Source organism: Streptomyces oryzae (assembly GCF_017676365.1).
Taxonomy (GTDB): Bacteria; Actinomycetota; Actinomycetes; order Streptomycetales; family Streptomycetaceae; genus Streptomyces; species Streptomyces oryzae.
The window spans coordinates 1-24,444 of record NZ_JADKMA010000055.1 but is presented as its reverse complement, the minus strand read 5'-3'; the positions used below and the strand labels follow the sequence as shown (position 1 = coordinate 24,444).

General features: G+C 71.1%; 23 protein-coding genes, 1 tRNA gene, 1 pseudogene and 1 riboswitch. Of the genes and pseudogenes, 13 read left to right on the top strand and 12 right to left on the bottom strand.

The features are described 5' to 3' along the window. The first annotated feature begins 229 nt into the window (after positions 1-229). The 3 genes from ITI46_RS13145 to ITI46_RS13135 all read left to right on the top strand — a co-directional run bounded on the left by ITI46_RS13145 (position 230) and on the right by ITI46_RS13135 (position 3,588). Positions 230-1,024 carry a GntR family transcriptional regulator gene (locus ITI46_RS13145; RefSeq protein WP_209239695.1) on the top strand — a complete coding sequence of 265 codons (795 nt, stop codon included), beginning with the start codon at positions 230-232 and terminating at the stop codon, positions 1,022-1,024. Positions 1,025-1,183: 159 nt separating this feature from the next. Beyond that, positions 1,184-3,382, top strand: a complete 2,199-nt coding sequence (locus ITI46_RS13140; protein ID WP_209239694.1) for a carbon starvation CstA family protein — start codon at positions 1,184-1,186, stop codon at positions 3,380-3,382. Continuing rightward, positions 3,379-3,588 (top strand): YbdD/YjiX family protein, encoded by a 210-nt coding sequence (locus ITI46_RS13135; RefSeq protein WP_209239693.1) that lies wholly within the window; start codon positions 3,379-3,381, stop codon positions 3,586-3,588. Before ITI46_RS13140 ends, ITI46_RS13135 begins: the two co-directional genes overlap by 4 nt. A gap of 11 nt (positions 3,589-3,599) precedes the next feature. On the opposite strand, the gene ITI46_RS13130 is transcribed toward ITI46_RS13135, so the two are convergent. Beyond that, positions 3,600-4,007: a RidA family protein gene (locus tag ITI46_RS13130; RefSeq protein ID WP_209239692.1), complete on the bottom strand. Its 408-nt coding sequence runs from the start codon at positions 4,005-4,007 to the stop codon at positions 3,600-3,602. Between the two features lie 93 nt (positions 4,008-4,100). Here ITI46_RS13130 and ITI46_RS13125 point away from each other — a divergent pair, with 93 nt between their 5' ends. The 3 genes from ITI46_RS13125 (at position 4,101) to ITI46_RS13115 (ending at position 8,384) form a co-directional block, all read left to right on the top strand. Then, positions 4,101-4,598 (top strand): GNAT family N-acetyltransferase, encoded by a 498-nt coding sequence (locus ITI46_RS13125; RefSeq protein ID WP_209239691.1) that lies wholly within the window; start codon positions 4,101-4,103, stop codon positions 4,596-4,598. 80 nt (positions 4,599-4,678) lie between these two features. Next, positions 4,679-4,809, top strand: a riboswitch (cobalamin riboswitch). Between the two features lie 138 nt (positions 4,810-4,947). Next, positions 4,948-7,347, top strand: coding sequence for a ribonucleoside-diphosphate reductase subunit alpha (locus tag ITI46_RS13120; RefSeq protein WP_209239690.1), 2,400 nt, complete (start codon positions 4,948-4,950; stop codon positions 7,345-7,347). Further along, positions 7,338-8,384 carry a ribonucleotide-diphosphate reductase subunit beta gene (locus ITI46_RS13115; RefSeq protein ID WP_209239689.1) on the top strand — a complete coding sequence of 349 codons (1,047 nt, stop codon included), beginning with the start codon at positions 7,338-7,340 and terminating at the stop codon, positions 8,382-8,384. Before ITI46_RS13120 ends, ITI46_RS13115 begins: the two co-directional genes overlap by 10 nt. A 13-nt stretch (positions 8,385-8,397) precedes the next feature. On the opposite strand, the gene def is transcribed toward ITI46_RS13115, so the two are convergent. The 8 genes and pseudogenes from def to ITI46_RS13075 all read right to left on the bottom strand — a co-directional run bounded on the left by def (position 8,398) and on the right by ITI46_RS13075 (position 16,011). Continuing rightward, positions 8,398-9,042, bottom strand: a complete 645-nt coding sequence (gene def, locus ITI46_RS13110; RefSeq protein ID WP_209239688.1) for a peptide deformylase — start codon at positions 9,040-9,042, stop codon at positions 8,398-8,400. 128 nt (positions 9,043-9,170) lie between these two features. Next, a complete protein-coding gene (locus ITI46_RS13105) occupies positions 9,171-10,172 on the bottom strand; it encodes a tetratricopeptide repeat protein (protein ID WP_209239687.1) in 1,002 nt (333 codons plus the stop codon). Between the two features lie 185 nt (positions 10,173-10,357). Continuing rightward, positions 10,358-11,761, bottom strand: a complete 1,404-nt coding sequence (locus tag ITI46_RS13100) for an HD-GYP domain-containing protein (protein ID WP_209239686.1) — start codon at positions 11,759-11,761, stop codon at positions 10,358-10,360. Continuing rightward, a pseudogene (locus ITI46_RS13095) lies at positions 11,758-12,609 on the bottom strand (HD-GYP domain-containing protein); the annotation flags it as partial. The pseudogene ITI46_RS13095 and the gene ITI46_RS13100, both read right to left, overlap by 4 nt. A gap of 384 nt (positions 12,610-12,993) precedes the next feature. Further along, entirely contained in the window at positions 12,994-13,416 is a 423-nt protein-coding gene (rsrA, locus tag ITI46_RS13090) for a mycothiol system anti-sigma-R factor (protein WP_209239684.1), read from the bottom strand. Then, entirely contained in the window at positions 13,413-14,084 is a 672-nt protein-coding gene (locus ITI46_RS13085; protein WP_209239706.1) for a sigma-70 family RNA polymerase sigma factor, read from the bottom strand. Before ITI46_RS13085 ends, rsrA begins: the two co-directional genes overlap by 4 nt. 330 nt (positions 14,085-14,414) lie before the next feature. Then, complete coding sequence (locus ITI46_RS13080) at positions 14,415-15,086, bottom strand: alpha/beta hydrolase family protein (protein WP_209239683.1); 672 nt, start codon at positions 15,084-15,086, stop codon at positions 14,415-14,417. 79 nt (positions 15,087-15,165) lie between these two features. Further along, entirely contained in the window at positions 15,166-16,011 is an 846-nt protein-coding gene (locus tag ITI46_RS13075) for an SOS response-associated peptidase (protein WP_209239682.1), read from the bottom strand. Between the two features lie 98 nt (positions 16,012-16,109). Between ITI46_RS13075 and ITI46_RS13070 the strand changes: the two genes are divergently transcribed. The 4 genes from ITI46_RS13070 (at position 16,110) to ITI46_RS13055 (ending at position 19,805) form a co-directional block, all read left to right on the top strand. Continuing rightward, entirely contained in the window at positions 16,110-16,865 is a 756-nt protein-coding gene (locus tag ITI46_RS13070; RefSeq protein ID WP_209239681.1) for a M50 family metallopeptidase, read from the top strand. 82 nt (positions 16,866-16,947) lie between these two features. Next, complete coding sequence (aroA, locus tag ITI46_RS13065; protein WP_209239680.1) at positions 16,948-18,354, top strand: 3-phosphoshikimate 1-carboxyvinyltransferase; 1,407 nt, start codon at positions 16,948-16,950, stop codon at positions 18,352-18,354. A 13-nt stretch (positions 18,355-18,367) separates the two neighbouring features. Then, positions 18,368-19,387, top strand: a complete 1,020-nt coding sequence (gene rsgA / locus ITI46_RS13060; protein ID WP_209239679.1) for a ribosome small subunit-dependent GTPase A — start codon at positions 18,368-18,370, stop codon at positions 19,385-19,387. A 94-nt stretch (positions 19,388-19,481) separates the two neighbouring features. After that, complete coding sequence (locus ITI46_RS13055) at positions 19,482-19,805, top strand: DMT family transporter (RefSeq protein ID WP_209239678.1); 324 nt, start codon at positions 19,482-19,484, stop codon at positions 19,803-19,805. A gap of 36 nt (positions 19,806-19,841) precedes the next feature. Here ITI46_RS13055 and ITI46_RS13050 read toward each other — a convergent pair whose 3' ends face one another. Further along, positions 19,842-20,438 (bottom strand): TetR/AcrR family transcriptional regulator, encoded by a 597-nt coding sequence (locus ITI46_RS13050; RefSeq protein WP_209239677.1) that lies wholly within the window; start codon positions 20,436-20,438, stop codon positions 19,842-19,844. A 126-nt stretch (positions 20,439-20,564) separates the two neighbouring features. Between ITI46_RS13050 and hisN the strand changes: the two genes are divergently transcribed. Next, positions 20,565-21,359, top strand: a complete 795-nt coding sequence (hisN, locus tag ITI46_RS13045; RefSeq protein WP_209239676.1) for a histidinol-phosphatase — start codon at positions 20,565-20,567, stop codon at positions 21,357-21,359. A 182-nt stretch (positions 21,360-21,541) separates the two neighbouring features. Beyond that, entirely contained in the window at positions 21,542-21,940 is a 399-nt protein-coding gene (locus ITI46_RS13040; RefSeq protein ID WP_209239675.1) for a CBS domain-containing protein, read from the top strand. A gap of 195 nt (positions 21,941-22,135) precedes the next feature. Here ITI46_RS13040 and ITI46_RS13035 read toward each other — a convergent pair whose 3' ends face one another. After that, the gene (locus tag ITI46_RS13035) at positions 22,136-23,572 is read right to left on the bottom strand and encodes a catalase (RefSeq protein ID WP_209239705.1); all 1,437 of its coding nucleotides are present in this window, start codon (positions 23,570-23,572) and stop codon (positions 22,136-22,138) included. Positions 23,573-23,736: 164 nt separating this feature from the next. On the opposite strand from ITI46_RS13035, the gene ITI46_RS13030 reads away from it, so the two are divergent. Further along, entirely contained in the window at positions 23,737-24,153 is a 417-nt protein-coding gene (locus ITI46_RS13030) for a Fur family transcriptional regulator (RefSeq protein ID WP_209239674.1), read from the top strand. Between the two features lie 135 nt (positions 24,154-24,288). On the opposite strand, the gene ITI46_RS13025 is transcribed toward ITI46_RS13030, so the two are convergent. Further along, positions 24,289-24,362: transfer RNA gene (locus ITI46_RS13025), tRNA-Met, on the bottom strand. Positions 24,363-24,444: the final 82 nt, after the last annotated feature.

Below are 24,444 nucleotides of genomic sequence, written 5' to 3'. Positions count from 1 at the left end.
GAGTCCCCCTGGGTTGGCCGGAGTTGGTTTAGACCAATAAGAGCCATGCGCAGCTTGGCCTAGACCTTTGAGGGTGTCAACGGTGTATAAAGCTCGCTGTCGGTTCCGTTATCGGAACGACATCTGAGCTGGGACGCCCGCCCACACCGGGGCCGTGCCACGATGTGAGCCGCTACATACACGGAGGAAGCCGGTGACGGCAGCACGACATGGGTTGGGAAGGCGGGCCATGAGCACGGACGGGGGCGGCGCAGTCACGCCGGCCGCGGCGGACAACGAGGCCGCAGGCGGCAACGGATCGGCGGCCCGCACCGCGCGCGTGCCCAAGTACTACCGGCTCAAGCGGCACTTGCTGGAGATGACCGAGACCCTGCCGCCCGGCACCCCCGTACCCCCCGAGCGCACACTGGCCAGCGAGTTCGACACCTCGCGCACCACCGTGCGGCAGGCGCTGCAGGAGCTGGTCGTCGAGGGGCGGCTGGAGCGCATCCAGGGCAAGGGCACCTTCGTCGCCAAGCCCAAGGTCTCCCAGGCGCTGCAACTGACCTCCTACACGGAGGACATGCGGGCCCAGGGCCTTGAGCCCACCTCGCAGCTGCTGGACATCGGCTACGTCACCGCCGACGACCGTCTCGCCGCGCTGCTGGACATCCCCACCGGCGGGCGCGTGCTGCGCATCGAACGGCTGCGGCTGGCCAGCGGCGAACCGATGGCGATCGAGACCACCCACCTGTCCCAGAAACGCTTCCCCGCCCTGCGCCGCAGCCTGGTCAAGTACGCCTCCCTCTACACCGCGCTCGCCGAGGTGTACGACATCCATCTCGCCGAGGCCGAGGAGACGATCGAGACCTCACTGGCCACCCCGCGCGAGGCCGGACTGCTCGGCACCGACGTCGGGCTGCCCATGCTGATGCTCTCCCGGCACTCCCGTGACACCGACGGGGAGCCGGTGGAGTGGGTGCGCTCGGTCTACCGCGGCGACCGCTACAAGTTCGTGGCCAACCTCAAGCGCCCAGCGGACTGACGCCGCCAGGGGGAACTCGCAGATCACGCCCCTGTCTCGGATCGGCGTTCCTCCGTACCGGGGTATGGCGCTGAGCAGGCGCTTGTTCTACGGTCGGCCTGCCGTCGTGATATTGCCCGCCGCCTCCAACGGCCGGCGGGTGAGGTCGAGGAGGAACGCGTGCCCAGCACTGCACAGTCGGCGAGCAAGCTCAGTCCACGGTCCATAGCCGTCTGGACCGCCGTCGCGCTGATCGGCGCCGCGGGCTGGGCCATGCTGGCGCTCGCCCGCGGGGAGGAGATCTCCGCCGCCTGGATGGTGGCCGCGGCGCTCGGCTCGTACGCCATCGGCTACCGGTTCTACGCGCGCTTCATCGCCACCCGGGTGCTCCGCGTCGACAAGACGCGGGCCACGCCCGCGGAGCGGCTCGACAACGGTATCGACTTCCATCCGACCGACCGGCGGGTGCTGCTGGGCCACCACTTCGCCGCCATCGCGGGCGCCGGACCGCTGGTCGGCCCGGTGCTGGCGGCCCAGATGGGGTATCTGCCGGGCACCATCTGGATCATCGTCGGCGTGATCTTCGCGGGCGCCGTGCAGGACATGGTGACGCTGTTCTTCTCCATGCGGCGGGACGGCAAGTCGCTCGGGCAGATGGCGCGCGAGGAGATCGGCCCGATCGGCGGGGCCGCCGCGCTGCTCGCGGTGCTCGCCATCATGATCATCCTGCTCGCCGTGCTGGCGCTGGTCGTCGTCAACGCGCTGGCCGAGTCGCCGTGGGGCACCTTCTCGATCGGCATGACCATCCCGATCGCCCTGTTCATGGGCTTCTATCTGCGGGTGCTGCGGCCCGGGCGGGTCACCGAGGTCTCCCTCATCGGCATCGCGCTGCTGCTGCTCGCGCTGGTCTCGGGCCGGTGGGTCGCCGAGTCGTCCTGGGCGGACACCTTCACCCTCGAGCCGAGCACGCTGGTCATCTGGATCCTGGTCTACAGCTTCGTCGCCTCCATCCTCCCGGTGTGGATGCTGCTGGCGCCGCGCGACTATCTGTCGACGTTCATGAAGATCGGCACCATCGGGCTGCTGGCCGTCGGTGTCGTGGTGACGCTGCCGACGATGAAGATGGACGGCATCACCGACTTCGCGGGCGTCGGCGACGGGCCGGTCTTCGCGGGCTCGCTCTTCCCGTTCGTCTTCATCACCATCGCCTGCGGCGCCCTGTCCGGCTTCCACGCGCTGATCTCCTCGGGCACCACGCCGAAGATGATCCAGAAGGAGACCCAGATCCGGATGATCGGCTACGGCTCCATGCTGATGGAGTCGTTCGTCGCCATCATGGCGATGGTCGCCGCCAGCATCATCGACCCGGGCCTCTACTTCGCGATGAACGCACCCGCAGGCGTCATCGGCGACAACGTGCAGGCCGCCTCGGAGGCCGTGCGCAGCTTCGGCTACAGCATCAGCCCCGACCAACTGGCCGCAGCCGCCAAGGCCGTCGAGGAGCACTCGCTGCTCTCCCGTACGGGCGGCGCGCCCACCCTGGCCATCGGTGTCTCCAACATCTTCTCCGAAGTCGTCGGCGGCGCCGGGATGAAGGCGTTCTGGTACCACTTCGCCATCATGTTCGAGGCGCTGTTCATCCTGACGGCGCTGGACGCCGGCACCCGTGTGGGCCGCTTCATGCTCCAGGACATGCTCGGCAACGTCTACAAGCCGTTCCGCCGGGTGAGCTGGTGGCCCGGGCTGCTGATCTCCAGCGCCGCCATCGTCGCGCTGTGGGGCTACTTCCTGTGGGTCGGCGTCCACGAGCCGCTGGGCGGGATCAACCAGCTCTTCCCGCTCTTCGGTATCGCCAACCAGCTGCTGGCCGCCGTCGCCCTCGCCGTCTGTACGACACTGCTGGTCAAGTCCGGGCGGCTGAAGTGGGCCTGGGTCACGGCCGTTCCGCTGGTGTGGGACGCCGTCGTCACCCTGACGGCAAGCTGGCAGAAGGTCTTCTCCACCGACCCCAAGGTCGGCTTCTTCCAGCAGCGTGCCAACTACCAGGACGCCATCGACCAGGGCAAGGTCCTTCCCCCCGCCAAGAGCATGGACGACATGCACACCGTCGTCACCAACTCCACGGTGGACGGCGTGCTCTCGGCACTCTTCGCCATCCTCGTCATCGTCGTCCTCGCGGACGCCGCCCGCACCTGCGTACGCGCCGTACGCGACCCGCAGGGCACCCGGATGCACGAGGCGCCCTACGAGAAGTCGAAGCTGGTGGAACCCGCCGGACTGATCGCCACCAAGGAGGAGAAGGCGGAGCAGGCCGAGCACGAGGCCGCGCTGGCCGGCGCCGGACCGCACGGCCCCGGCACCGGAGGCGACTCGCGGTGAAGCCGGTCAACCCGCTGGTGCGGGCCGGGCGCTGGCTGCGCTGGTACGTGCGCGAGTTCACGGACGAGAGCGCGTACGACCGGTACGTGGCGCACGTGCGGCAACACCAGGGCCCGGACGCGGAGATCCCCAGCCGGAAGGAGTTCGAACGCCGCCGTACGGACGCCCGCGAGGGCGATCCCCGGGAGGGCTTCCGCTGCTGCTGAGGCCCCCGGGGTCAGGGCGTGGCGACGGCGGCGACACCGTCGATTTCCACGCGCACGCCCTCCCGCACGAGTTGTGCGACCACCGTGGTCCTGGCGGGCACCGGCGAGCAGTCCGCGAAGAACTCCTGGTACACGCGGTTGAAGGCGGCGAAGTCCCGCTTGTCGCCGAGGTAGCAGGTGCACTTGATGATCAGGTCCTTTCTGCTGCCCCCGGCGGCCAGGACCGCCACGAGGTTGTCGAGAACCTGCCGCACCTGAGCCTCGAAGCCGGCAGGTATCTCGCACGTGACCGGATCCAGCGGTCCCTGGCCCGAGGTGAAGACCAGCTCGCCTGAGCGGATGGCCTGCGACAACGGCGGTTCGGTGCCGTCCGGGAAGCGTACGAACGGCGCGTTGTCGGTGTGGATGCCTTCGATCATGCCGAGAGTATGCAGCACCGGCGGCGTTTTGCCGTCCTCGTCCGCCCGTCCGGCCCCCGGCCGATGTCAGTGGCTGGTCGCATCATGGCGGTCATGGACTTCACTGTGAGAACTGCCCAGCCCGAGGAGTACGCGGACGCCGGCGAGTTGGTGGCGCGTGCCTACCTCGACGGCGGGCTGCTGGACTTCGGCGACTCCGACCCGTATCTCAAGACCCTCCGCGACGCGGCGAGCCGCGCCGCCCACGCCGAGCTGCTCGTCGCCGAGGACCACCAGGGCGCGCTGCTGGGCACCGTCACCTTCGTCGGCCAGGGCGGTCGCTACGCGGAGCTGGCGCGCAAGGGGGAGGGCGAGTTCCGGATGCTCGGCGTACGGGAGTCGGCGCGCGGCCGCGGGGTCGGCGAAGCCCTGGTGCGGGCGTGCATCTCCCGGGGCCGCGAGCTCGGGCTGAGCGGGCTCGTGCTGTCCACCCAGCCCACCATGCACGCGGCCCACCGCCTCTACGAACGGCTCGGCTTCCTCCGCACCCCCGCGCGCGACTGGAGCCCCCTCCCCGACTTCACCCTGTGGACCTACGCGCTACGCCTCTGACGGGCGGGCCCGCACCTGTCCGCCCCAACGAGGGTGCGGCACAACATCTGGGGGTTCTAGTTCCAGGGGGCACAAGATGTATGCTCTCACCCGGCCGTCGCCCCGATGCAGGGGAATCCGGTGCGAGTCCGGAACTGTCCCGCAGCGGTGAGAGGGGCGTGCGTGAGCGTGCCCGGAAAGTCCGAGTACCTGCGGCGGCGGCATCGATCAACGTCCGGGTCTCGTGGGTTGGACCGGCGGGCGGAGCACGCCATGCCCAGCCGAGGGCACGGCGTGCCCCGAAGCGGGCGCAGCGTGCGCCCTCCCTCCGTGCTGCCCACGGACAGTCAGCAGCGAGGGAGAGCACCGCGTGACCGTCACCACCGCCCCCACCCTTCCGGCACCCTCACCCTCCCCAGGGCAGGACACCCCGCACGATGGCCGCGAGGACCCACCGGCGACCGCGCTCCGCGAGACCCTCGCGGCGCTCACGGCGGACCTGACGGACGCCGACCCGGCACCGGTGCTGACGGCGGCGCTCCGCGGCCGGCAACCGGGCGCGGGAACCGCCGAGTTGCGGGACCTCGCCATCGAGTCCGCTGCCGGCCTGATCAGCGAGGATCCGTCCTACTCCCGGCTGGCGGCGCGACTGCTCACCCTCGCCGTCCGGGACGAAGCGGCGGCGGAAGGCGTCACCTCCTTCTCCGCTTCGGTGGCACTGGGCCACACCCAGGGCCTGATCGCGGACCGCACCCACGCGTTCGTACGCGCGCACGCCGACCGGCTGGACGCCCTGGTGGAGGAGGCCGTCGCGGACGGCGCCGACGACAGGTTCGAGTACTTCGGGCTGCGTACCGTCCACTCCCGCTATCTGCTGCGGCACCCCACCAGCCGGCGCCCCATCGAGACGCCGCAGCACTTTCTGCTCCGCGTGGCCTGCGGGCTGGCCGCCGACGAGTCGCAGGACGCGCTCGAAGAGGTGGCCGCGTTCTACCGGCTCACCAGTTCGCTGGCCTACCTGCCCTCCTCCCCCACCCTCTTCAACTCCGGCACCCGGCACTCCCAGATGTCCTCCTGCTATCTGCTGGACTCCCCCAGGGACGAGCTGGACTCGATCTACGAGCGCTACCAGCAGATCGCGCGCCTGTCGAAACACGCGGGCGGCATCGGTCTTTCGTACTCCCGCATCCGCTCCCGCGGAGCACTGATCCGCGGGACGAACGGCCACTCGAACGGCATCGTGCCGTTCCTGCGGACGCTGGACGCGTCCGTGGCGGCGGTCAACCAGGGCGGCCGGCGCAAGGGCGCGGCCTGCGTCTATCTGGAGACCTGGCACGCGGACATCGAGGAGTTCCTGGAACTGCGCGACAACACGGGCGAGGACGCGCGCCGCACCCACAACCTGAACCTGGCGCACTGGGTGCCCGACGAGTTCATGCGCCGTGTCGAGGCGGACGAGGAGTGGTCGCTCTTCTCCCCGTCCGACGTCCCCGAACTGGTCGACCTGTGGGGCGAGGATTTCGACACCGCGTACCGCCGCGCCGAGGCCGAGGGCCGCGCCGTCAAGCAGTTGCCCGCACGGCAGCTGTACGGCGCGATGATGCGCACCCTCGCGCAGACCGGCAACGGCTGGATGACGTTCAAGGACACCTCCAACCGCACCTCGAACCAGACCGCGGAGCCCGGCCGCATCGTGCACTCCTCGAACCTGTGCACGGAGATCCTGGAGGTCACGGACGACGGCGAGACGGCGGTCTGCAACCTCGGCTCCGTCAATCTCGCCGCGCATCTGGGCGCCGACGGACAGCCGGACTGGGAGCGGCTGGACGCCACCGTCCGTACGGCCGTGACGTTCCTCGACCGCGTGGTGGACATCAACTACTACCCGACCGGGCAGGCCGCTGCCTCCAACTCCCGCTGGCGGCCGGTGGGTCTGGGAGTGATGGGCCTCCAGGACGTCTTCTTCCGGCTCGGGCTGCCCTTCGACTCCGACGAGGCCCGCGAGCTGTCCACCCGCATCGCCGAGCGCATCATGCTCGCCGCGTACGAGACCTCGGCACAGCTCGCCGAGACGCACGGCGCGCTGCCCGCCTGGGAGTCGACCCGCACCGCGCGCGGCGTACTGCACCCCGACCACTACCCGCAGGCGAGCGCGGGCCACGCCTGGCCACAGCGCTGGGAGGCCCTGCGGCAGCGGATCGCCCGGACCGGAATGCGCAACTCCCTCCTGCTGGCGATCGCTCCGACAGCGACCATCGCCTCCATCGCGGGCGTCTACGAGTGCATCGAGCCGCAGGTCTCCAACCTGTTCAAGCGCGAGACCCTCAGCGGTGAGTTCCTCCAGGTGAACGCCTACCTGGTCGCGGAGCTCAAGCGGCTGGGGCTGTGGGACGCACGCGCCCGGGAAGCACTGCGCCAGGCCAACGGCTCGGTACAGGAGCTGGATTGGGTGCCCGCACACGTACGCGAGCTGTACCGCACGGCGTGGGAGATCCCGCAGCGCGCCCTGATCGACATGGCCGCAGCGCGCACCCCGTATCTCGACCAGAGCCAGTCGCTGAACCTGTTCCTGTCCTCCCCCACCATCGGGAAGCTCAGCTCGATGTACGCCTACGCCTGGAAGCGCGGCATCAAGACCACGTACTACCTGCGGTCGCGCCCCGCGACCCGGATCGCCCAGGCGGCCACGTCCGCCCCCCGGCAGACGAAGGACGACGAGGCCCTCGCCTGCTCCCTGGAAAACCCCGAGACCTGCGAGGCATGCCAGTGACCACGACACCTCCCGCCCCGAAAAACCTGCTCGACCCCGGCTTCGAGCTGACCCTCCGCCCGATGCGCTACCCGCACTTCTACGAGCGCTACCGCGACGCGATCAAGAACACCTGGACCGTCGAGGAGGTCGACCTCCACTCCGACGTCGCCGACCTGGCCAGACTCACCCCGGGCGAACAGCACATGATCAGCCGCCTGGTGGCGTTCTTCGCCACCGGTGACTCGATCGTCGCCAACAACCTCGTGCTGACGCTCTACAAGCACATCAACTCGCCCGAGGCGCGGCTGTATCTGTCCCGGCAGCTGTTCGAGGAAGCCGTACACGTCCAGTTCTATCTGACGCTGCTGGACACCTATCTGCCCGACCACGACGAGCGTGCGGCGGCGTTCGCGGCAGTGGAGAACATCCCCTCCATCAGGGAGAAGGCTCAGTTCTGCTTCCGCTGGATGGCTGCGCTCGATGGAGGAGAGGGCGTGGAGGAGATCGACAAGCTGGAGTCACGCGCCGACAGGCGTCGCTTCCTGCTCAATCTGATCTGCTTCGCCGCCTGTATCGAGGGGCTGTTCTTCTACGGCGCGTTCGCCTACGTCTACTGGTTCCGCTCGCGCGGACTGCTGCACGGGCTGGCGACGGGCACCAACTGGGTGTTCCGCGACGAGTCGATGCACATGTCGTTCGCGTTCGACGTGGTGGACACCGTGCGGGAGGAGGAGCCCGAACTCTTCGACGCCGAGCTGGAGAAGCAGGTGACGGCGATGCTGGAGGAAGCCGTCGAGGCGGAGCTCCAGTTCGCCCGCGATCTGTGCGGGGAGGGGCTGCCGGGCATGAACACCGAGTCCATGCGCGCGTATCTGCAGGCCGTCGCCGACCAGCGGCTCCGCCGCCTCGGCTTCCCCGAGCGGTACGGCTCGGGGAATCCCTTCTCCTTCATGGAGCTGCAGAACGTCCAGGAGCTGACCAACTTCTTCGAACGCCGCGCCTCGGCCTACCAGGTGGCGGTCGAAGGCTCGGTGTCGCTGGACGACGATTTCTGAGGGTCGGTCTGCCTTACTCGTTCGGCACCGTCTCGTAGCGGGGCGTGCTCTCGGCCATCTGCCGGAGCACGTCCTTGCGCTCGCGCTTCGAGAGCCGGTCGATGTAGAGGTATCCGTGAAGGTGATCGGTCTCGTGCTGGAGGCACCGGGCGAAGTACCCGGTGCCCCGCACGGTGATCGGCTTGCCCTGGGCGTCCTGGCCGCGCACCACGGCGTAGTCGGGGCGCGCCAGCGGATGGTAGGCGCCGGGCACCGACAGGCAGCCCTCGCTGCCGTCGTCCAGCACGCGCTGCTCGGCGGGGAGCTGTTCGAGCACCGGGTTGCAGACCACGCCCACGTGCCGTACGCCTTCGTCGTCGTAGCAGTCGTAGACGAAGACCTTCAGGTCGACGCCGATCTGGTTGGCGGCGATGCCGACCCCCTCGGCGGCGCGCTGGCTGGCGAACATGTCGTCGATCAGCTTGGCCAGCTCGTCGTCGAACTCCGTCACGTCCTTGCACTCCCGGTGCAGCACCGGGTTGCCGACGACGGTGACCGGGCGGGCCGTGCCCCGCGCGGTGTGGGCCTCCTCGCGGGCCGCCGCGTCCGTCACGTCGTCGATGAACTCGCCCTCGGCGTGAGCGGCCGACTCGGCCGTTGTTCCCTGCTGCTGCGCCATGCCGTCGTACGCCTTCCTGCGACCCATAAGACCGTGAGAGCTGAGATTCGCCGGTGGACCGGCTGAGCACCGTACGGCTGCGTACCGTAAGGACTCGCCCTACAGGGTACGGGGCCGCCGCCGGCGGCTCAGCAGACCTCCTCCAGATCCCGCCACTCACGGGTGTCAGGGCTGTCGGCGACCCAGCCGTCCAGCAGCCCGCGCACCAGCGCGGCCGGCGCCGCGAGCCCGCACTCCCGCTCGGGCACCCACAGCTCACCGGGGCCGCCCTGCGTCATATGGCCCAACGGCCCGGGGTGGCCGGGCGAGCTGTGGTCGTGCGGGTCCAGATGCACGGTGCCGTCGCCCTCGTCGGCGGGCATGGCGCTCTCCGAACAGGCCCGGCACAGCAGCCGCACCGAGGAGGACCAGTCCTCTGCGGCGAAACCGGCGTCGGCCGCCAGCCGCTCCAGCGCGTCACGGTCGCTCTCCGTGGCGGCCTCCAGCAGCACCACCCAGGTGGGTACGGGCGAAGGGGCCCACAGCTCGATCTCGTCGAAGACCGGGTAGGAGGGCCCGGCCGCCGTGGTGCGTTCGCCGTGCGGCACACCGTCGTGCAGCACGACCTCGCCCCAGCGGCGCCCCGAGGAGGGCAGCGGGATGCTCTGGATCTCCATCCGGGCCGGGTCGATACGGCGGCCCCACACGACCTCCGCCTCGCCCTCGGGGGAGAGCCGCACAGCCGCGCTGCCCAGCTGCATACCGCTGGGCTCCTCGGCCGCGGCGGCGCCGTGCGAAGCGCCGGGCACATGCAGTCCGTACGCCTGCCAGGCACGGCGCGCCAGTGGCCAGTCCTGGAGCGCGGTGGCCGCGATGCCGACGTTCCACCAGTCGGGCGCCCCGGCCTCGCGGTCCAGCAGTGCCACGGCCCGCAGCCCGGCGGTGCGGGCCTGCTCCCAGTCGTGCCGGAACTTGTGCAGCAGCGCGAGGTTGAACCAGGACTCCGAAAGCCACGGCTCGAGGTCGGCGGCACGGGTGAGCAGAGCGCCCGCGTCCTCGTAGCGCCCGTCGCCGATAAGCGTGAACGCACGGTCCGTCGCCTGCCGCCACGAGGCGGAGGGACGGTGCCGCACCTTGCCGAAGATCCTCACTCTGCTCCCGCCGATCCCGCCGTTCCACCTGTCCTTGAGGCCGGCTTCCGCCCGGCCCTTCGTCAGCCGATGGGGTCTTTGCGCCGGACGCCGCACGCCCTCTCCCAGCTTCGGCCGGGAGATGCCCCCACGCCTGTCGCGGTTCCCCCTTCGCATCCAACCATGCCCGCTCGGGTGCTCGCTCATTACCCGTGCGTCAGACGTCCGCGGCCCCTGCCGGGACCCTCCGCCGCCCGTGCCACCACGCGTGACAGGGCCTCCACCACGCGTGGTTCGTGGTCACGCCCGGTGGCTGTGCGCAGGTGGTGCAGAGCCCGCTCGCGCGCCTCCTCGCGCGCCGTCCGGCCCGTCGTGTGGCTGCCCGTACCGAGGTCCTCGTATGCGTTGACCGCGTCCTCGTATGCGTTGACCGTGCGGACGACACGTGCCGTCACCGACTGTTCGCGGTACGGATCGGCCTGGGCCTCCACAGCGGACGCCACCCGCCACCGGGCGCCCGCCTGCCGCAGCACCGCGCCGCCGAGCAGGGCGATTCGGCGCTGTCTGCCGGGCGCCAGCGCTGTCGTGGCCCCGCCGGGCACCGGATCGGCCAGTGAGAGCTGGCCCACGTCATGGGTCAGTGCCGCGTACTCCAGCGCGGTGAGTTCCCCTCCCGTCAGGCCCAGCTCGCGCCCCACCGCGCGGCTGAGCTCCGCTACTCGGCGCGCATGCCCGTACGGGGTGTAACCGGCAACCTCGGGGGCCCGCGCGAGGGAGGCGAGGGTGCGCCGGTGGGTCGCCCGTACGGACGCGCGGCGGCGCAGCGCGAACTGGATGACGAGCAGCGGGGCACAGCACAGCAGCAGCGCCCACAGTCCGGCGACCGCGACGGCCAGCGCGAGGAGCACAGCGGTGGCGGCGACGGCCGGCACGGTACCGAGCCGGATACGCAACTCCTGCCGCAGCGCACGCGCGTGATCCACGGCCGAGCCCGCTTCCGATGCCCCGTTGCGTTGCCGCCCTTCACCACCTTCGCCTCCCTCGCCCCCCTCGCCTCCGTCGCCCGCTTCGAGCACAGCGGTGGCGGCGCCGAGGAGGGCGTCGAGGCAGCCGACGAGCAGCGCCAGCGCCAGCAGGCTCAGGGTGAACAGCGCGCCCGGCTCGACGGCTGCGCCCAACCAGCCCACGGCGTACAGCGGTTGGCAGCACAGCGCGGCGATCCCCACGCCGAGCGCCATCCTGGCGGGTGCCCGGGGCGGCGGGGCGTTGCCGAGTGCGATGTGCGGTGCCAGTCCGACCAGGGAGCCGACCACGGCGACCGCGACGGACTGTGCCACGCCGTGCCCGGCCGGTGTGCCGCCCACCTCGCCGCAGAGTGCGTACCCGAGCGCCCCGGCACCGGAGACCAGCCCCGTGGTGCGGACACCGGCGCGGGCCTCGGGCAGCCGCACGCGGGCCAACTCGCCGACAGCGATGACCAGTCCGAACGCCAGCGCCACCCCGGGCCCGGTCACCCCGCGCCACAGCGTGCAGCCCAACGCGCCGCCCGCCACCAGCGCGGCCGCACCGTAGGCGGCGGCGACCAGCCGCGCGGCCGTCCTCCGCGTCATACCGCGACGCCTCCGCCGGACCGCGCACCTGCCGCCAGATCGTCCCCCGCTGCCAGACCGGGCCTGGCCGCCGGGCTGGTCCTGGCCGCCGGATCGCCCCCGCCGAGTGCGGCCGGGTCCGCCGCGGACCGCTGAACAGCGGCGGACCCGGCGGCCGGCTGCTGCCGCGCCTCCGCGTCGCCGAACGGCCAGCCGTGCCTGCGCAGCGCGCGGGTGAGGGCCGCGACCATCCGGGGGTCGAACTGCGTTCCCGCGCACCGCTCCAGCTCCTCCAGCGCCGCGGCGACAGGCCGGCCCGGGCGGTAGCAGCGGGTGGAGGTCATCGCGTCGAACGCGTCGGCGACGGCCACGATCCGGGCGACCTCGGGGATCTCCTCACCCGCCAGTCCTCGCGGATAGCCGGTGCCGTCCATCCGCTCGTGGTGGTGCAGCACCGCAGCGCGGGCCTCGCCCAGGAAGTCGAGTCCGCGCACGATCTCGGCCCCGTGTTCGGGGTGCTGTTCCATGACGCGGCGCTCGGCGGGGGTGAGCGGCCCCGCTTTGCGCAACAGCCGGGCGGGAACGCCGAGTTTGCCGACATCGTGCAGGACGCCCGCGCAGCGCAGCGTCTCGGTGCGCTCCTCGTCCATGCCCAGTTCGCGGGCGATCATGACGGCGGCGAGGCCGACCCGTTCGCCGTGGCCCCGGGTGTACCGGTCCTTGATGTGCACGGCCTGGGCCAGCGCCTGCACAGCGGCCTGCCGCGCCGCGCGTTCGGGGTGGCACAGCCGCAGTCCCCGCCAGCCGAGCCACAGCGGGCCCAGCGCGGGCAGCGCCGCGAGCGGCCCGTAGGCACTGCGCCACAGGACGACCGCGACGGGAACGGTCAGCGCACACGCCAGCGCGAGGGCCACCCGCCCGTCGCCCGGCACTGCCGCCGACCCCGCCGACGCCGCGGGCCTCACCGGTCCCGCCGGTCCCGTCGGCCTTGCCGATCCCATCGGTCCTGCCGGTCCCGCCGGCCCCGCTGCCGTCGCCCTTCCCGCCGGTCCCGTTGCCCCCGCTGTACGCATCGTGAGCCGCATCGCGAGCCTCCTCCCCACCTCTTACATGGCGGGGAGAATATGAGCGGCGCGGCTAAGGGCCGGTGGCCTTCGGGTGCGTTCCCCCGTACGAGACGGCGCGAGCTCACCCGAAGGAGGGAGAAAAGACGGAACCACTGGCGCGCGCGTGCGCGGCTGCGAACTCCCGGTTCAGGCGGGGTTCTTGTCGTCCTCGGGGCCGAGCGCGTCCACCGTCTCCATTTCGGAACCGGCCACGCTCCCGGAAGCCCCGGAGGTCCCGGACCCCGCGGCGGGACGAACGTCACGCTCGTCCTGGCCCGAATCGGCGGCGGTGCCGCCCTCGTCGGCATCGGTCTCGCCCTGCCGGATCACCTCGATCCGGCCCATGACCTTGGCCCGCAGGTCCGAGGGCACGTCGTCATGGCCGCAGCAGCGCTTGACGAGCTTCTTCACCTCGCGCTCCAGCCCGTACTTCTCGAAGCAGGGCGAGCACTCGTCGAAGTGCTCCTTGAACTTGGCGCAGTCGCTGTCGGGCATCTCCCGGTCGAGGTACTCGTAGAGATGGTCCAGGACCTCAGAGCAGTCCGTCTCGTGCGGCTCTCCGCAACTCATGAGCCCGAGCCTTTCCGGTCTTGCGACCCGTCCGCCGGGGCACCGGCCGGGACCAGGCCGCGCTCTTGCGCGTAGCCCTCCAGCATCTCCCGAAGCTGGCGCCGTCCACGGTGCAGACGGGACATCACCGTACCGATAGGTGTCCCCATGATGTCGGCGATCTCCTTGTACGCAAAGCCCTCGACATCGGCGAGATAGACGGCGATGCGGAACTCCTCGGGGATGGCCTGGAGCGCTTCCTTCACGTCCGAGTCCGGCAGGTGGTCGAGCGCCTGCGCCTCGGCCGAGCGCAGCCCGGTCGACATGTGCGACTCGGCGCGCGCCAGCTGCCAGTCCTCGATCTCCTCCGCAGCGCTGCGCTGGGGCTCACGCTGCTTCTTGCGGTAGGAGTTGATGAAGGTGTTGGTCAGGATGCGGTACAGCCACGCCTTGAGGTTGGTGCCCTCCCGGAACTGGTGGAAGGACGCGTACGCCTTCGCGTAGGTCTCCTGCACCAGGTCCTCGGCGTCGGCCGGGTTCCGCGTCATGCGCAGCGCGGCGGAATACATCTGGTCGAGGAAAGCGAGCGCGTCCCGCTCGAAGCGCGCACTGCGCTGCTCCTCGGTCTCCGACGCCTGTGTCTCCTGCGGTGCGCTTGAGCCGCCTTCGGTCCCGGTGACCGGACCCACCTCCTCCAACGTCGCGGCGAGCCCGAACGAGGACCCGCTCGAATCGGAGAATAGACGACGATCGCCACTGCCCGCCGCTTGAATCTTCGCGCCTGAGGACAGCGCCATCGTGGCCCAGTCCAGGTCAGCGGCCCGCGGACGCTGGGGGCAAGCGACAGAACCCATCTGGGCGGCTCCCTTTCCTTCGCATGGAGAGCTATGGCTGCATCTCACGTTCGGCTCCGGTCACGGTCACGACAGAAGGTCACGTCCGCGGCCGGATATCCGGTGCAACCACGCGAGCCCGCCGGTCATTCCCGGCCCGGCCGGTCATTTCCGGGGCGGCCGCCTTCACCGGCCCGGAGTGCCGGCGAGCCACCGGGCGACGGCGCCGGTGACCACCCCCATCGCCTCCTCCTCGGTCAGCTCCGCCGATTTCGGCAGCGCGAAACCGTGGTCGGCGTAGGGCACCTCCACCAGCTCCGTACCGGCCGGGAACTCCGCCGGCCGCCCGAACGGGTCACGGCCGCCCTGCACCACCAGCACCGGCACCTCCACCCCGGTCAGCTCGTCGGCGCGGGACTTCTCGGGCTTGCCCGGCGGGTGCAGCGGGAACGACAGGGCCAGCACCGCCTGGGCGCCCAGCTCCGCAGCGGTACGGCAGGCGACCCGGGCGCCCGCGCTGCGCCCTCCCGCGACGACCGGCAGCCCGGGGCCCGTGAGCGCGGGCCACAGGGCGCTCCAGGCGGCGTCCAGGGTCCGCGATGCCGGGGCCACCTTCTTGCCCGCCACCCGCCAGGGCTGCTCCACCAGCGCCACGGTCACGCCCTCGCCGGGCAGCGCAGCGGCCAGCGCCCGCAGGTCCCGGGCCTCGATCCCGCCGCCCGCGCCGTGGCCGAGGGCCAGCACGGTGTGCGCCTTCTTCGCCGGGTGCTTCACGCGGTGCCAGGTGATCCGGGCGTCCCCCGCCGGCGTCGCGACTGTCTCGGCCCGCTCCGCTGCTTTCTCCTTGTGAGCGTTCATACGCGCATGGTGCCAGGGCTGCTCGGCAACGCGGGTCAGGGCTGCTCGGCAACGCGGGCCACGCCGTGACCAGCGCTCCTCAGAAGAGCGTCTCTTCCTCCGGAGCGGGCAGCTCCTTCAGCAGCTGGGGCCCGTTGTTGCGCACATTGCTGACGTCAGTGGAGACGGGGTGCGCCCGCATCGTCCCCGGCGGTGGCGGCTCCAGCAGCTCGCGCAGCTGCTCCGCGTCCGTCCGCGAGGGATCGAGCCAGGCGTCCCAGCGGTCCGGGGTGAGCATCAGCGGCATCCGGGGGTGGATGTCGGCCAGCGAGCGGGGGCCGCCCTCGGCGAGCTGGTCCGCGTTGGCCAGCGGGGTGGTCTCCGCGGCCGTAGTGAGCACTGTGCAGGTGGCCCACCATGCCCGGGGGTGGTCCTCGGGCAGCGTCTTGTCCCGCCAGAACTCGTACAGTCCGGCCATCGCCATCACGGGCTGCTCCCCGGCGGAGCCGCCGGGCCCTGTCGGTGCGATGAAGTAGGGCTGCTTACGGGGCCGCTTCCGCTTACCCTCCTGTTCCAGTTTCAGCTCCCCCTGTGCGGTGACCCACTCGAAGTAGCCGTCGGCGGGCAGCAGACAGCGGCGCGCCACGAAGGGACGGCGGTAGGCGGGCTTCTCGTGCACCGTCTCGGCCCGCGCGTTGATCATCTTGACGCCCATGTCGGGCGACTTGGCCCACCCGGGCACCAGACCCCACTTGAGCGTCCGCAGCTGCCGTACGGGCCGTGGGTCGTCGCTGCCCTTGAGGGGGCGGTCGAGCACCGCGTAGACCTGCTTGGTCGGCGCGACGTTCCAGTCAGGGGCCAGCGCCTCCTCGGGCTCCCACTTCTCCACCTCGAACAGCCGGACCAGATCCTCGGCCCCCCGGCTCGCTGCATACCGTCCGCACATGCCTGCAAGACTGCCACGGCACGCCGGGCTGTCGCCGTGCGTTGAGAGGACACAGCGGGGAGACGGCCCCCGGAGCACAAGAGGAGAGCCACCCGAACATGGACAACGCGAGCATCACGGACGTCTGGGACCGGGTCGTCGGCAGTCAGCCCGACCCCGAGCAGTGGCTGGTGCTCGTCACCGGCCTCGTCGCGCTGCTCGCCGTGGCACCGCACGGGGTGTGGCGCATCTCGCGCAACGCGGTCACCATCGCGCACGAGGGCGGGCACGGACTCATAGCCCTGCTCACCGGACGCCGGCTGGACGGCATCCGGCTGCACTCGGACACCTCGGGCCTGACGGTCTCGCGCGGCAAGCCGCACGGGATAGGCATGGTGCTGACCGCCGCCGCGGGCTACACCGCTCCCCCGCTGCTGGGCCTGGGCGGCGCCTGGCTGCTGGCCGCCAACCACATCACCGCACTGCTGTGGGGGGCCACGGCGCTGCTGGTGGCGATGCTGGTGATGATCCGCAACGCCTACGGGGTGCTGACCGTCGTCCTGACCGGCGGCGCGTTCCTGCTCGTCTCCTGGCTGACGGACCCCGAGGTGCAGGCCGCTTTCGCCTATGTGGTGGTGTGGTTCCTGCTGCTGGGCGGGGTGCGCCCGGTCTTCGAGCTCCAGGGCAAGCGACGGCGGCAGGGGATACGGCGCGGAGCGTTCCGGCCGGGCGGCATGGCCCAGGGCGCGCCGGACTCGGACGCCGACCAGCTGGCGCGGCTCACCCACCTCCCCGCCGCCGCGTGGCTGTTCCTCTTCCACACGGTCGCCCTGTGCTCCCTCCTCGGCGGCGGGCGCTGGCTGCTCGGGCTGTGACCCCGGGGGCAGCCGGCCGGACCAGGAGGGCGGCACAGCCGGTCAGGGAGGCCGCCGGGCCCCAGCCATTACAGTGGGCCCCATGACCGACCAGCGCATCAGCCCCGCAGACTCCGCACTCTGGCACGCGCCCACGGCGCCGGGCCGGATCGAGGCGACCGTCACCGTGCCGGGGTCCAAGTCGGTCACCAACCGCGCCCTGGTGCTGGCGGCCCTCTCCTCCGAACCGGGCTGGCTGCGCCGCCCGCTGCGCTCCCGCGACACCCTGCTGATGGCGGACGCGCTGCGCACCATGGGCGTCCACATCGAGGAGACCGTCTCCTCCGCCTCCGCCGCACCCGCGACCGACGGCGACCGTGCCGCCGGTGAACGACCCGGCGGCGAGGCGTGGCGGGTGATCCCGACGGCGCTGCGCGGCCCGGCCACGGTGGACGTCGGCAACGCGGGCACCGTGATGCGTTTCCTGCCGCCGCTGGCCGCGCTCGCCGAGGGCCCGATCCGGTTCGACGGTGACCCGCGCTCCTACGAGCGTCCGCTGCACGGCGTCATCGACGCGCTGCGCACCCTGGGCGCCCGTGTGGAGGACGAGGGCCGCGGCGCGCTGCCGATGACGGTGCACGGCAACGGCTCGCTGGCCGGCGGCCCGGTGGAGATCGACGCCTCCTCCTCCAGCCAGTTCGTCAGCGCACTGCTGCTGTCGGGTCCGGGCTTCAACCAGGGCGTCGAGGTCCGGCACACGGGCCGCACCCTGCCCTCCATGCCGCACATCCGGATGACGGTGGAGATGCTGCGCGCCGCCGGCGCCCAGGTGGACGCACCCGAGGACGGCGGGGCGCCCAACGTGTGGCGGGTGACGCCCGGCGCGCTGCTGGGCCGCGATCTGACGATCGAGCCGGACCTGTCCAACGCGCAGCCCTTCCTCGCCGCCGCACTGGTGACCGGCGGCCGGGTCACCGTCCCTGACTGGCCCGAGCACACCACACAGCCCGGTGACGCGCTGCGCGAGATCTTCACGGCCATGGGCGGTTCCTGCGTGCTGGACGAGCGCGGCCTCACCTTCACCGGCAGCGGCCGTATCCACGGCATCGACATCGACCTGGGCGAGGTGGGCGAGCTGACGCCGGGCATCGCGGCAGTGGCCGCGCTGGCCGAGGGCGAGTCGGTGCTGCGCGGCGTCGGCCATCTGCGGCTGCACGAGACCGACCGGCTGGCGGCGCTGGTGAAGGAGATCAACGGCCTGGGCGGCGATGTCACCGAGACCGAGGACGGCCTGCGGATCAGGCCGCGCCCGCTGCACGGCGGCGTCTTCCACACCTACGACGACCACCGGCTGGCCACGGCGGGCGCACTGCTCGGGCTGGCCGTCGAGGGCGTAGAGGTGGAGAACGTCGCGACGACGTACAAGACCCTGCCGGACTTCCCGCGGATGTGGGGCGACATGCTCGGCGTCCCGGCGGCAGCCGGTCCCGGAGCCGGAGAGAGAGCCTGAGAGGGCGCCCGCGATGCGCCGCTACGGCAAGCACACCGACGAGGACGACATCCGGGTCCGCCCCTCCCGCCGCGGCACCCGCCCGCGCACCCACACCCGCCCCAAGCACGAGGACGCGGCGGAGGGCCTGGTGCTCACCGTCGACCGGGGCCGGCTGACCTGCCTGGTGGAGGGCCGCACGGTCACCGCGATGAAGGCCCGCGAACTGGGCCGCAAGGCCGTGGTGGTGGGTGACAGGGTGGCCGTCGTCGGCGACCTGTCCGGCGCCAAGGACACCCTCGCGCGCATCGTCCGCGTCCAGGAGCGCACCTCTGTGCTGCGCAGGACGGCGGACGACAACGACCCGTACGAGCGCGTCATCGTCGCCAACGCCGACCAGCTCGCCGTCGTGACCGCGCTGGCCGACCCCGAGCCGCGCCCGCGGCTGATCGACCGCTGTCTGGTCGCCGCGTTCGACGCGGGCCTCGAGCCGCTGCTGGTGCTGACCAAGTCCGACCTGGCGCCGGCCGGGCCGCTGCTGGAGACGTACGCGCCGCTGGGCGTGCGCTATGTCGTCACCAACAGGGACGACTTCGCCGACGGTTCGGGCGTCGAGGCGGTCCGCGAGCTGATGCGCGGCCAGATCACGGTGTGCGTGGGGCACAGCGGCGTCGGCAAGACGACGCTGGTCAACGCGCTGGTGCCGGAGCGCCGTCGGGCCACGGGCGTGGTGAACGCGGTCACCGGGCGCGGCCGGCACACCACCACCTCGGCACTGGCGCTCCCGCTGCCGCCCTCCACCATCGGCGAGGACGGCTGGGTCATCGACACCCCGGGGGTGCGCTCCTTCGGCCTGAACCACATTCAGCTCTCGCGCGTCATCCACGCCTTCCCCGATCTGGAGGCGGGCGCCGCCGACTGCCCGCGCGCGTGCAGCCACAACGAGCCGGGCTGCGCGCTGGACCAGTGGGTGGCCGAGGGACACGCCGACCCGGCCCGACTCCACTCGCTGCGCCGCCTGCTGGCGACGCGGGAGAGGCGCGAAGGGGACTGATCGCTTCCGCCGAGCCGCCGCTGCATACTGGTTTGCCTGCGCTTGACCTTGTCCCCCTGGGGATCCCCGACGGGAGCAACGAGAGGAAGAGCACATGGCGTGGCTGCTGGTGATAGTGGCGGGCTTGCTGGAGACCGGCTTCGCCGTGTGCCTGAAGCTCTCCCACGGCTTCACCAGACTGTGGCCCACGATCGCGTTCTGCGCCTTCGCCCTCGGCAGCTTCGGCCTGCTGACCCTCTCGCTGAAGCGGCTGGACGTCGGCCCCGCGTACGCGGTGTGGACGGGCATCGGCGCCGCGGGCACGGCGATCTACGGCATGGTCTTCATGGGCGATGTGGTCTCCGGGCTCAAACTCGTCTCGATCACCCTGGTGATCGTCGGCGTCATGGGCCTCCAACTCTCGGGCAGCGCACACTGAGGCCCCATTGCTTGCCGGGCACCGTGCCGGGCACCGCTAGCGGGACAGCAACGCCCGGACGACCTCGTCCACGCGCCCGCAGGGCTCCTCGTCGCCAGGCCCCTGCTCGGGAGCGACGACATACGAGAGGGCAACCCGTAACCCCACCTCGTAAGCCCGCTCCAATTCCTGCCGCCAGGGTCCCTCCCGCGGAGCGGGCCCGCCCACGGGTACCCGCCCCGCCCGGTCCAGCCCGGACACCACCCGGCTCCGCAACGCAGCAGCGAGCTTCCCGGGCTCTCCCAAAGGCAAGGGCATCCGCGCCCCGAAAGACCCGGTGAGCGCCCCGCGCACAATGGGCTCGGCCCGCGCCGTCCGCAGGACCCACCGCGCCGCGGCGGCGCAACAGACGGCCGGATCACCCCCACCGCGGCACGCCTCAGCCGCAGCGCGCCCCGCTCCGTCCAGAAAATCCTCCAGCAGCCTCTCGACCAGCGCGGCGCCCAGCCCCTCCTTGCTGCCGAACTCGTTGTAGAGGGTCTGCCGCGACACCCCGGCGGCCGCCGCGACGTCGACCATCCGCACCACCGCCCAGGGCTGTGCCCGCACCGCCACGTGAGCGGCGTCCAGCAGGGTCTCGCGCGCAGTAGGCATCGTCGCCTCCCCAGACCGACAGCCCGGCGTGCGGCACAGAATTGACGCACCGCCAAGAGGTGTCAATACGGGGCGCACGCGCATGGCCCTGTGGCCGGGGGTTTCGCCGCTCGATACTGTTCGGACATGCTGGACTATCACGATGATCTGCGTCTCGCCCATGTGCTGGCCGACGCCGCCGACGCCGCGACCATGGAGCGGTTCAAGGCTCTCGACCTGAAGGTCGAGACCAAACCGGACATGACGCCGGTGAGCGAGGCCGACAAGGCGGCCGAGGAGCTGATCCGCACCTCGCTCCAGCGCACCCGGCCGCGCGACGCGGTGCTGGGCGAGGAGTTCGGCACCGAGGGGCACGGACCGCGCCGCTGGGTGATCGACCCGATCGACGGCACGAAGAACTATGTACGCGGCGTCCCGGTGTGGGCGACGCTCATCGCGCTGATGGAGATGGGCGAGGGCGGCGACCGGCCGGTCGTCGGCGTCGTCTCGGCACCCGCGCTCAACCGCCGCTGGTGGGCGGCCAAGGGCGCCGGCGCGTACAGCGGCCGCAGCCTGTCCAAGGCCACCAGGCTTGAGGTGTCCAAGGTCGCCGAGGTGCGCGACGCCTCGTTCGCGTACTCCTCGCTGCACGGCTGGGAGGAGCGCGGCATGCTGGGCGGCTTCATGGATCTGACCCGGGACTGCTGGCGAACGCGCGCCTACGGCGACTTCTGGCCGTACATGATGGTCGCCGAGGGCTCGGTCGACATGTGTGCCGAGCCGGAGCTGTCGCTGTGGGACATGGCGGCGAGCGTGGTCATCGTCGAGGAGGCGGGCGGCACCTTCACCGGGCTCGACGGGAATCCGGGACCGCACAGCGGCAACGCGGCGGCCTCGAACGGGCTGCTGCACGAGACACTGCTGAGCTATCTGACGGCTTGATCCGACCACTCGTCCGGGTGGTCAGTACACGCGTCCTTGTTGCGACCTCCGTCACATGTGAACATGAGAATCCGCTCGCTTGTGCCCTTGTGAAGGGCTTCTCGAGGCGTGCCCGCGCACCGGAAACGCCGGGAAGCACCGGGAACGCCGGGAAGCCGTTCCGCCAAGGAGGTAGCCCCCTCATGCCCGGTCACGTCCACCACGCCATGAGCAAAGTGATCCTCACCATCGGCCCTGCGCACACTCTCCGACAGGCGGCCCGGCTGATGTCGGCCCGCCGCGTCGGCGCCGCCGTCGTCCTCGACCCCGACACCAGCGGGCTCGGCATCCTGACCGAGCGCGACATCCTCGACTCCCTCGGCGCCGGCCAGGACCCGGACCGGGAACGGGCGCACGACCACACCACAACCGACGTCGTCTTCGCCACCCCGGACTGGACCCTGGACGCGGCGGCCCAGGCCATGACCCGCGGCGGCTTCCGCCATCTCATCGTGCTCGACGAGCAGGAACCGGTGGGCATCCTCTCGGTACGCGACATCGTCCGTAACTGGTCGAACGCACGCGTCCCCCTCACCCTCTGAGACCTGGCGCCCCGAAGGGGCGCGGGGAACTGCGCGCCCAGCCAAAGCTCACTCGCAGCCTGCCACGCACACCAAGTGGCAGCCCTTACGCAGCCGAACAAGGCGCGGCTGACAACCGGCGAGGCCGCACACGCACCGGAGGGACCGGAGCCCCATGGCGTCCGGTCCCTCCGGTCTCGTACGGCGAGCGGCCGGTCAGCCGCGCAGGGCCTGGACCGCGGCCTCCAGCCGCTTGCCGTAGTCGGGGTCCGCCGTGCGGAAGTTCTCGATCGCGCGCTGGACGATGTCGTCCCGGGAGACGCCCGCCATGGCGTTCGCCAGGTTGTCGATCAGCCGCGCCTTCTCGTCCTCCGACATCAGGCGGTAGAGGTTCCCGGCCTGGACGAAGTCGTCGTCCTCGGCGTGCGAGGGTGCCGGGTGGTCCTCGGTGGTGCCGCTGACCGGCAGCGGCTCCCACAGCGCACGGCCGGTCTGGGCCGGCGCGCCGAAGCTGTTGGGCTCGTAGTTCTTCGCCCCGCCGTGCCGGCCGTCGTACATCACGCCGTCCCGGCCGTAGCTGCGGGCCTGCGTCGCCTTCGGCTCGTTCACCGGCAGCAGGTCGGCGTTGATGCCGACGCGGTAGCGGTGCGCGTCGCCGTAGGCGAAGAGGCGGCCCTGGAGCATCTTGTCCGGCGAGGGGCCGATGCCCGGCACGAAGTGGTGCGGGGAGAAGATCGACTGCTCGACCTCGGCGAAGATGTTCCGCGGGTTGCGGTTGAGCTCCAGCTTGCCGAACCACTGGACCGGGTAGTCGGCGTGCGGCCACACCTTGGTCAGGTCGAACGGGTTGAACCGGTAGTTCGCCGCCTCGGCCGCGGGCATGATCTGCACGCCCACGGTCCAGGTCGGGTACTCACCCCGCTCGATGGCCTCGCGCAGGTCGCGCTGGTGGCTGTCGGGGTCCTTGCCGGCCAGCTCCTCCGCCTCGGCGGCGGTGAGGTTCTTGATGCCCTGGTCGGTCTTGAAGTGGTACTTGACCCAGAAGACCTCGCCGGCCTCGTTCGTCCACTGGAAGGTGTGGGAGCCGAAGCCGTCCATGTGACGGTAGGAGGCGGGGATGCCCCGGTCGCCGAAGAGCCAGGTCACCTGGTGGGTCGACTCGGGCGACAGGCCCCAGAAGTCCCAGACGTTGTCCGGCTCCTGGGAGCCGGTGTACGGGTCGCGCTTCTGCGTGTGGATGAAGTCGGGGAACTTGATGGCGTCCTTGATGAAGAACACGGGGGTGTTGTTGCCGACGAGGTCGTAGTTGCCCTCTTCGGTGTAGAACTTCAGCGCGAAGCCGCGGGGGTCGCGTACCGCGTCGGCGGCACCGAGGTTGCCGGCCACCGTGGAGAAGCGCAGGAAGACCTCGGTCTCCTTGCCGACCTCGGAGAGGAACTTCGCCCGGGTGTACCCGGTCACATCAGCGGTGACGGTGAACTTTCCGTACGCGCCCGCGCCCCGGGCGTGCACGATGCGCTCCGGGATGCGCTCGCGGTTGAAGTGGGCCAGCTTCTCCAGCAGGTGCTGGTCCTGGACGAGCACGGGGCCGCCCACGCCGGCAGTCTGGCTGTTCTGGTTGTCGGCGACCGGAGCACCGGCTTCCGTGGTCATGGGTCCGGCCGTCTCGTCCTGCACGGTCACATGCGCCTCCTGCGCTTCACATCTGTCCTGTAGTCCAACCACCCGCAACACTACATTGGACTTTGTCTAAGTCAAGAAGCAGACGAAACCCGTACCGATTCTGTCCATGGACATGCCGCTGCTAGGCTGGACATATGAGTGACCTGCTGGAACGGCTCCGCGATCGCGGTTGGCGGCTCACCGCACAGCGGCGAGTCGTCGCCGAGGTACTCGACGGCGACCATGTGCATTACACGGCGGACGAGGTCCATGCCCGCGCGGCGGACCGCCTGCCGGAGATCGCGCGCGCGACCGTCTACAACACGCTGAGCGAGCTGGTCGCTCTCGGCGAAGTGCTTGAGGTGAGCACCGACGGCCGCGCCAAGCGCTACGACCCGAATGCCCGCCACACCCACCAGCACCTGGTCTGCTCCAGCTGCGGCACCATCCGGGACGTGCACCCCACGGGTGACCCGCTGGCGGCCCTCCCGGAGGGTGAGCGCTACGGCTTCAAGATCGCCGACGCCACCGTCACCTACCGAGGCGTCTGCCCGAACTGCAGCGGCTCCTGACCCTCGTCTCCTGCTCCGGCCCGCACCCCGCACGGGCGCGGGCCGTCTGCCGTTCCGCACAGCCGGCGGCAGCCCCGGGACAACCGGAAACACGACGAAGGCCCGGATCCGAGGATCCGGGCCTTCGTCTATCAGTAGCGGGGACAGGATTTGAACCTGCGACCTCTGGGTTATGAGCCCAGCGAGCTACCGAGCTGCTCCACCCCGCGCCGTTGTGTGCACAACTTTAACGCGGGCCGACGACCAGTGCAAATCGAGATCACAGAGGCCGCTGGGGCTGGGGGGCCGGGG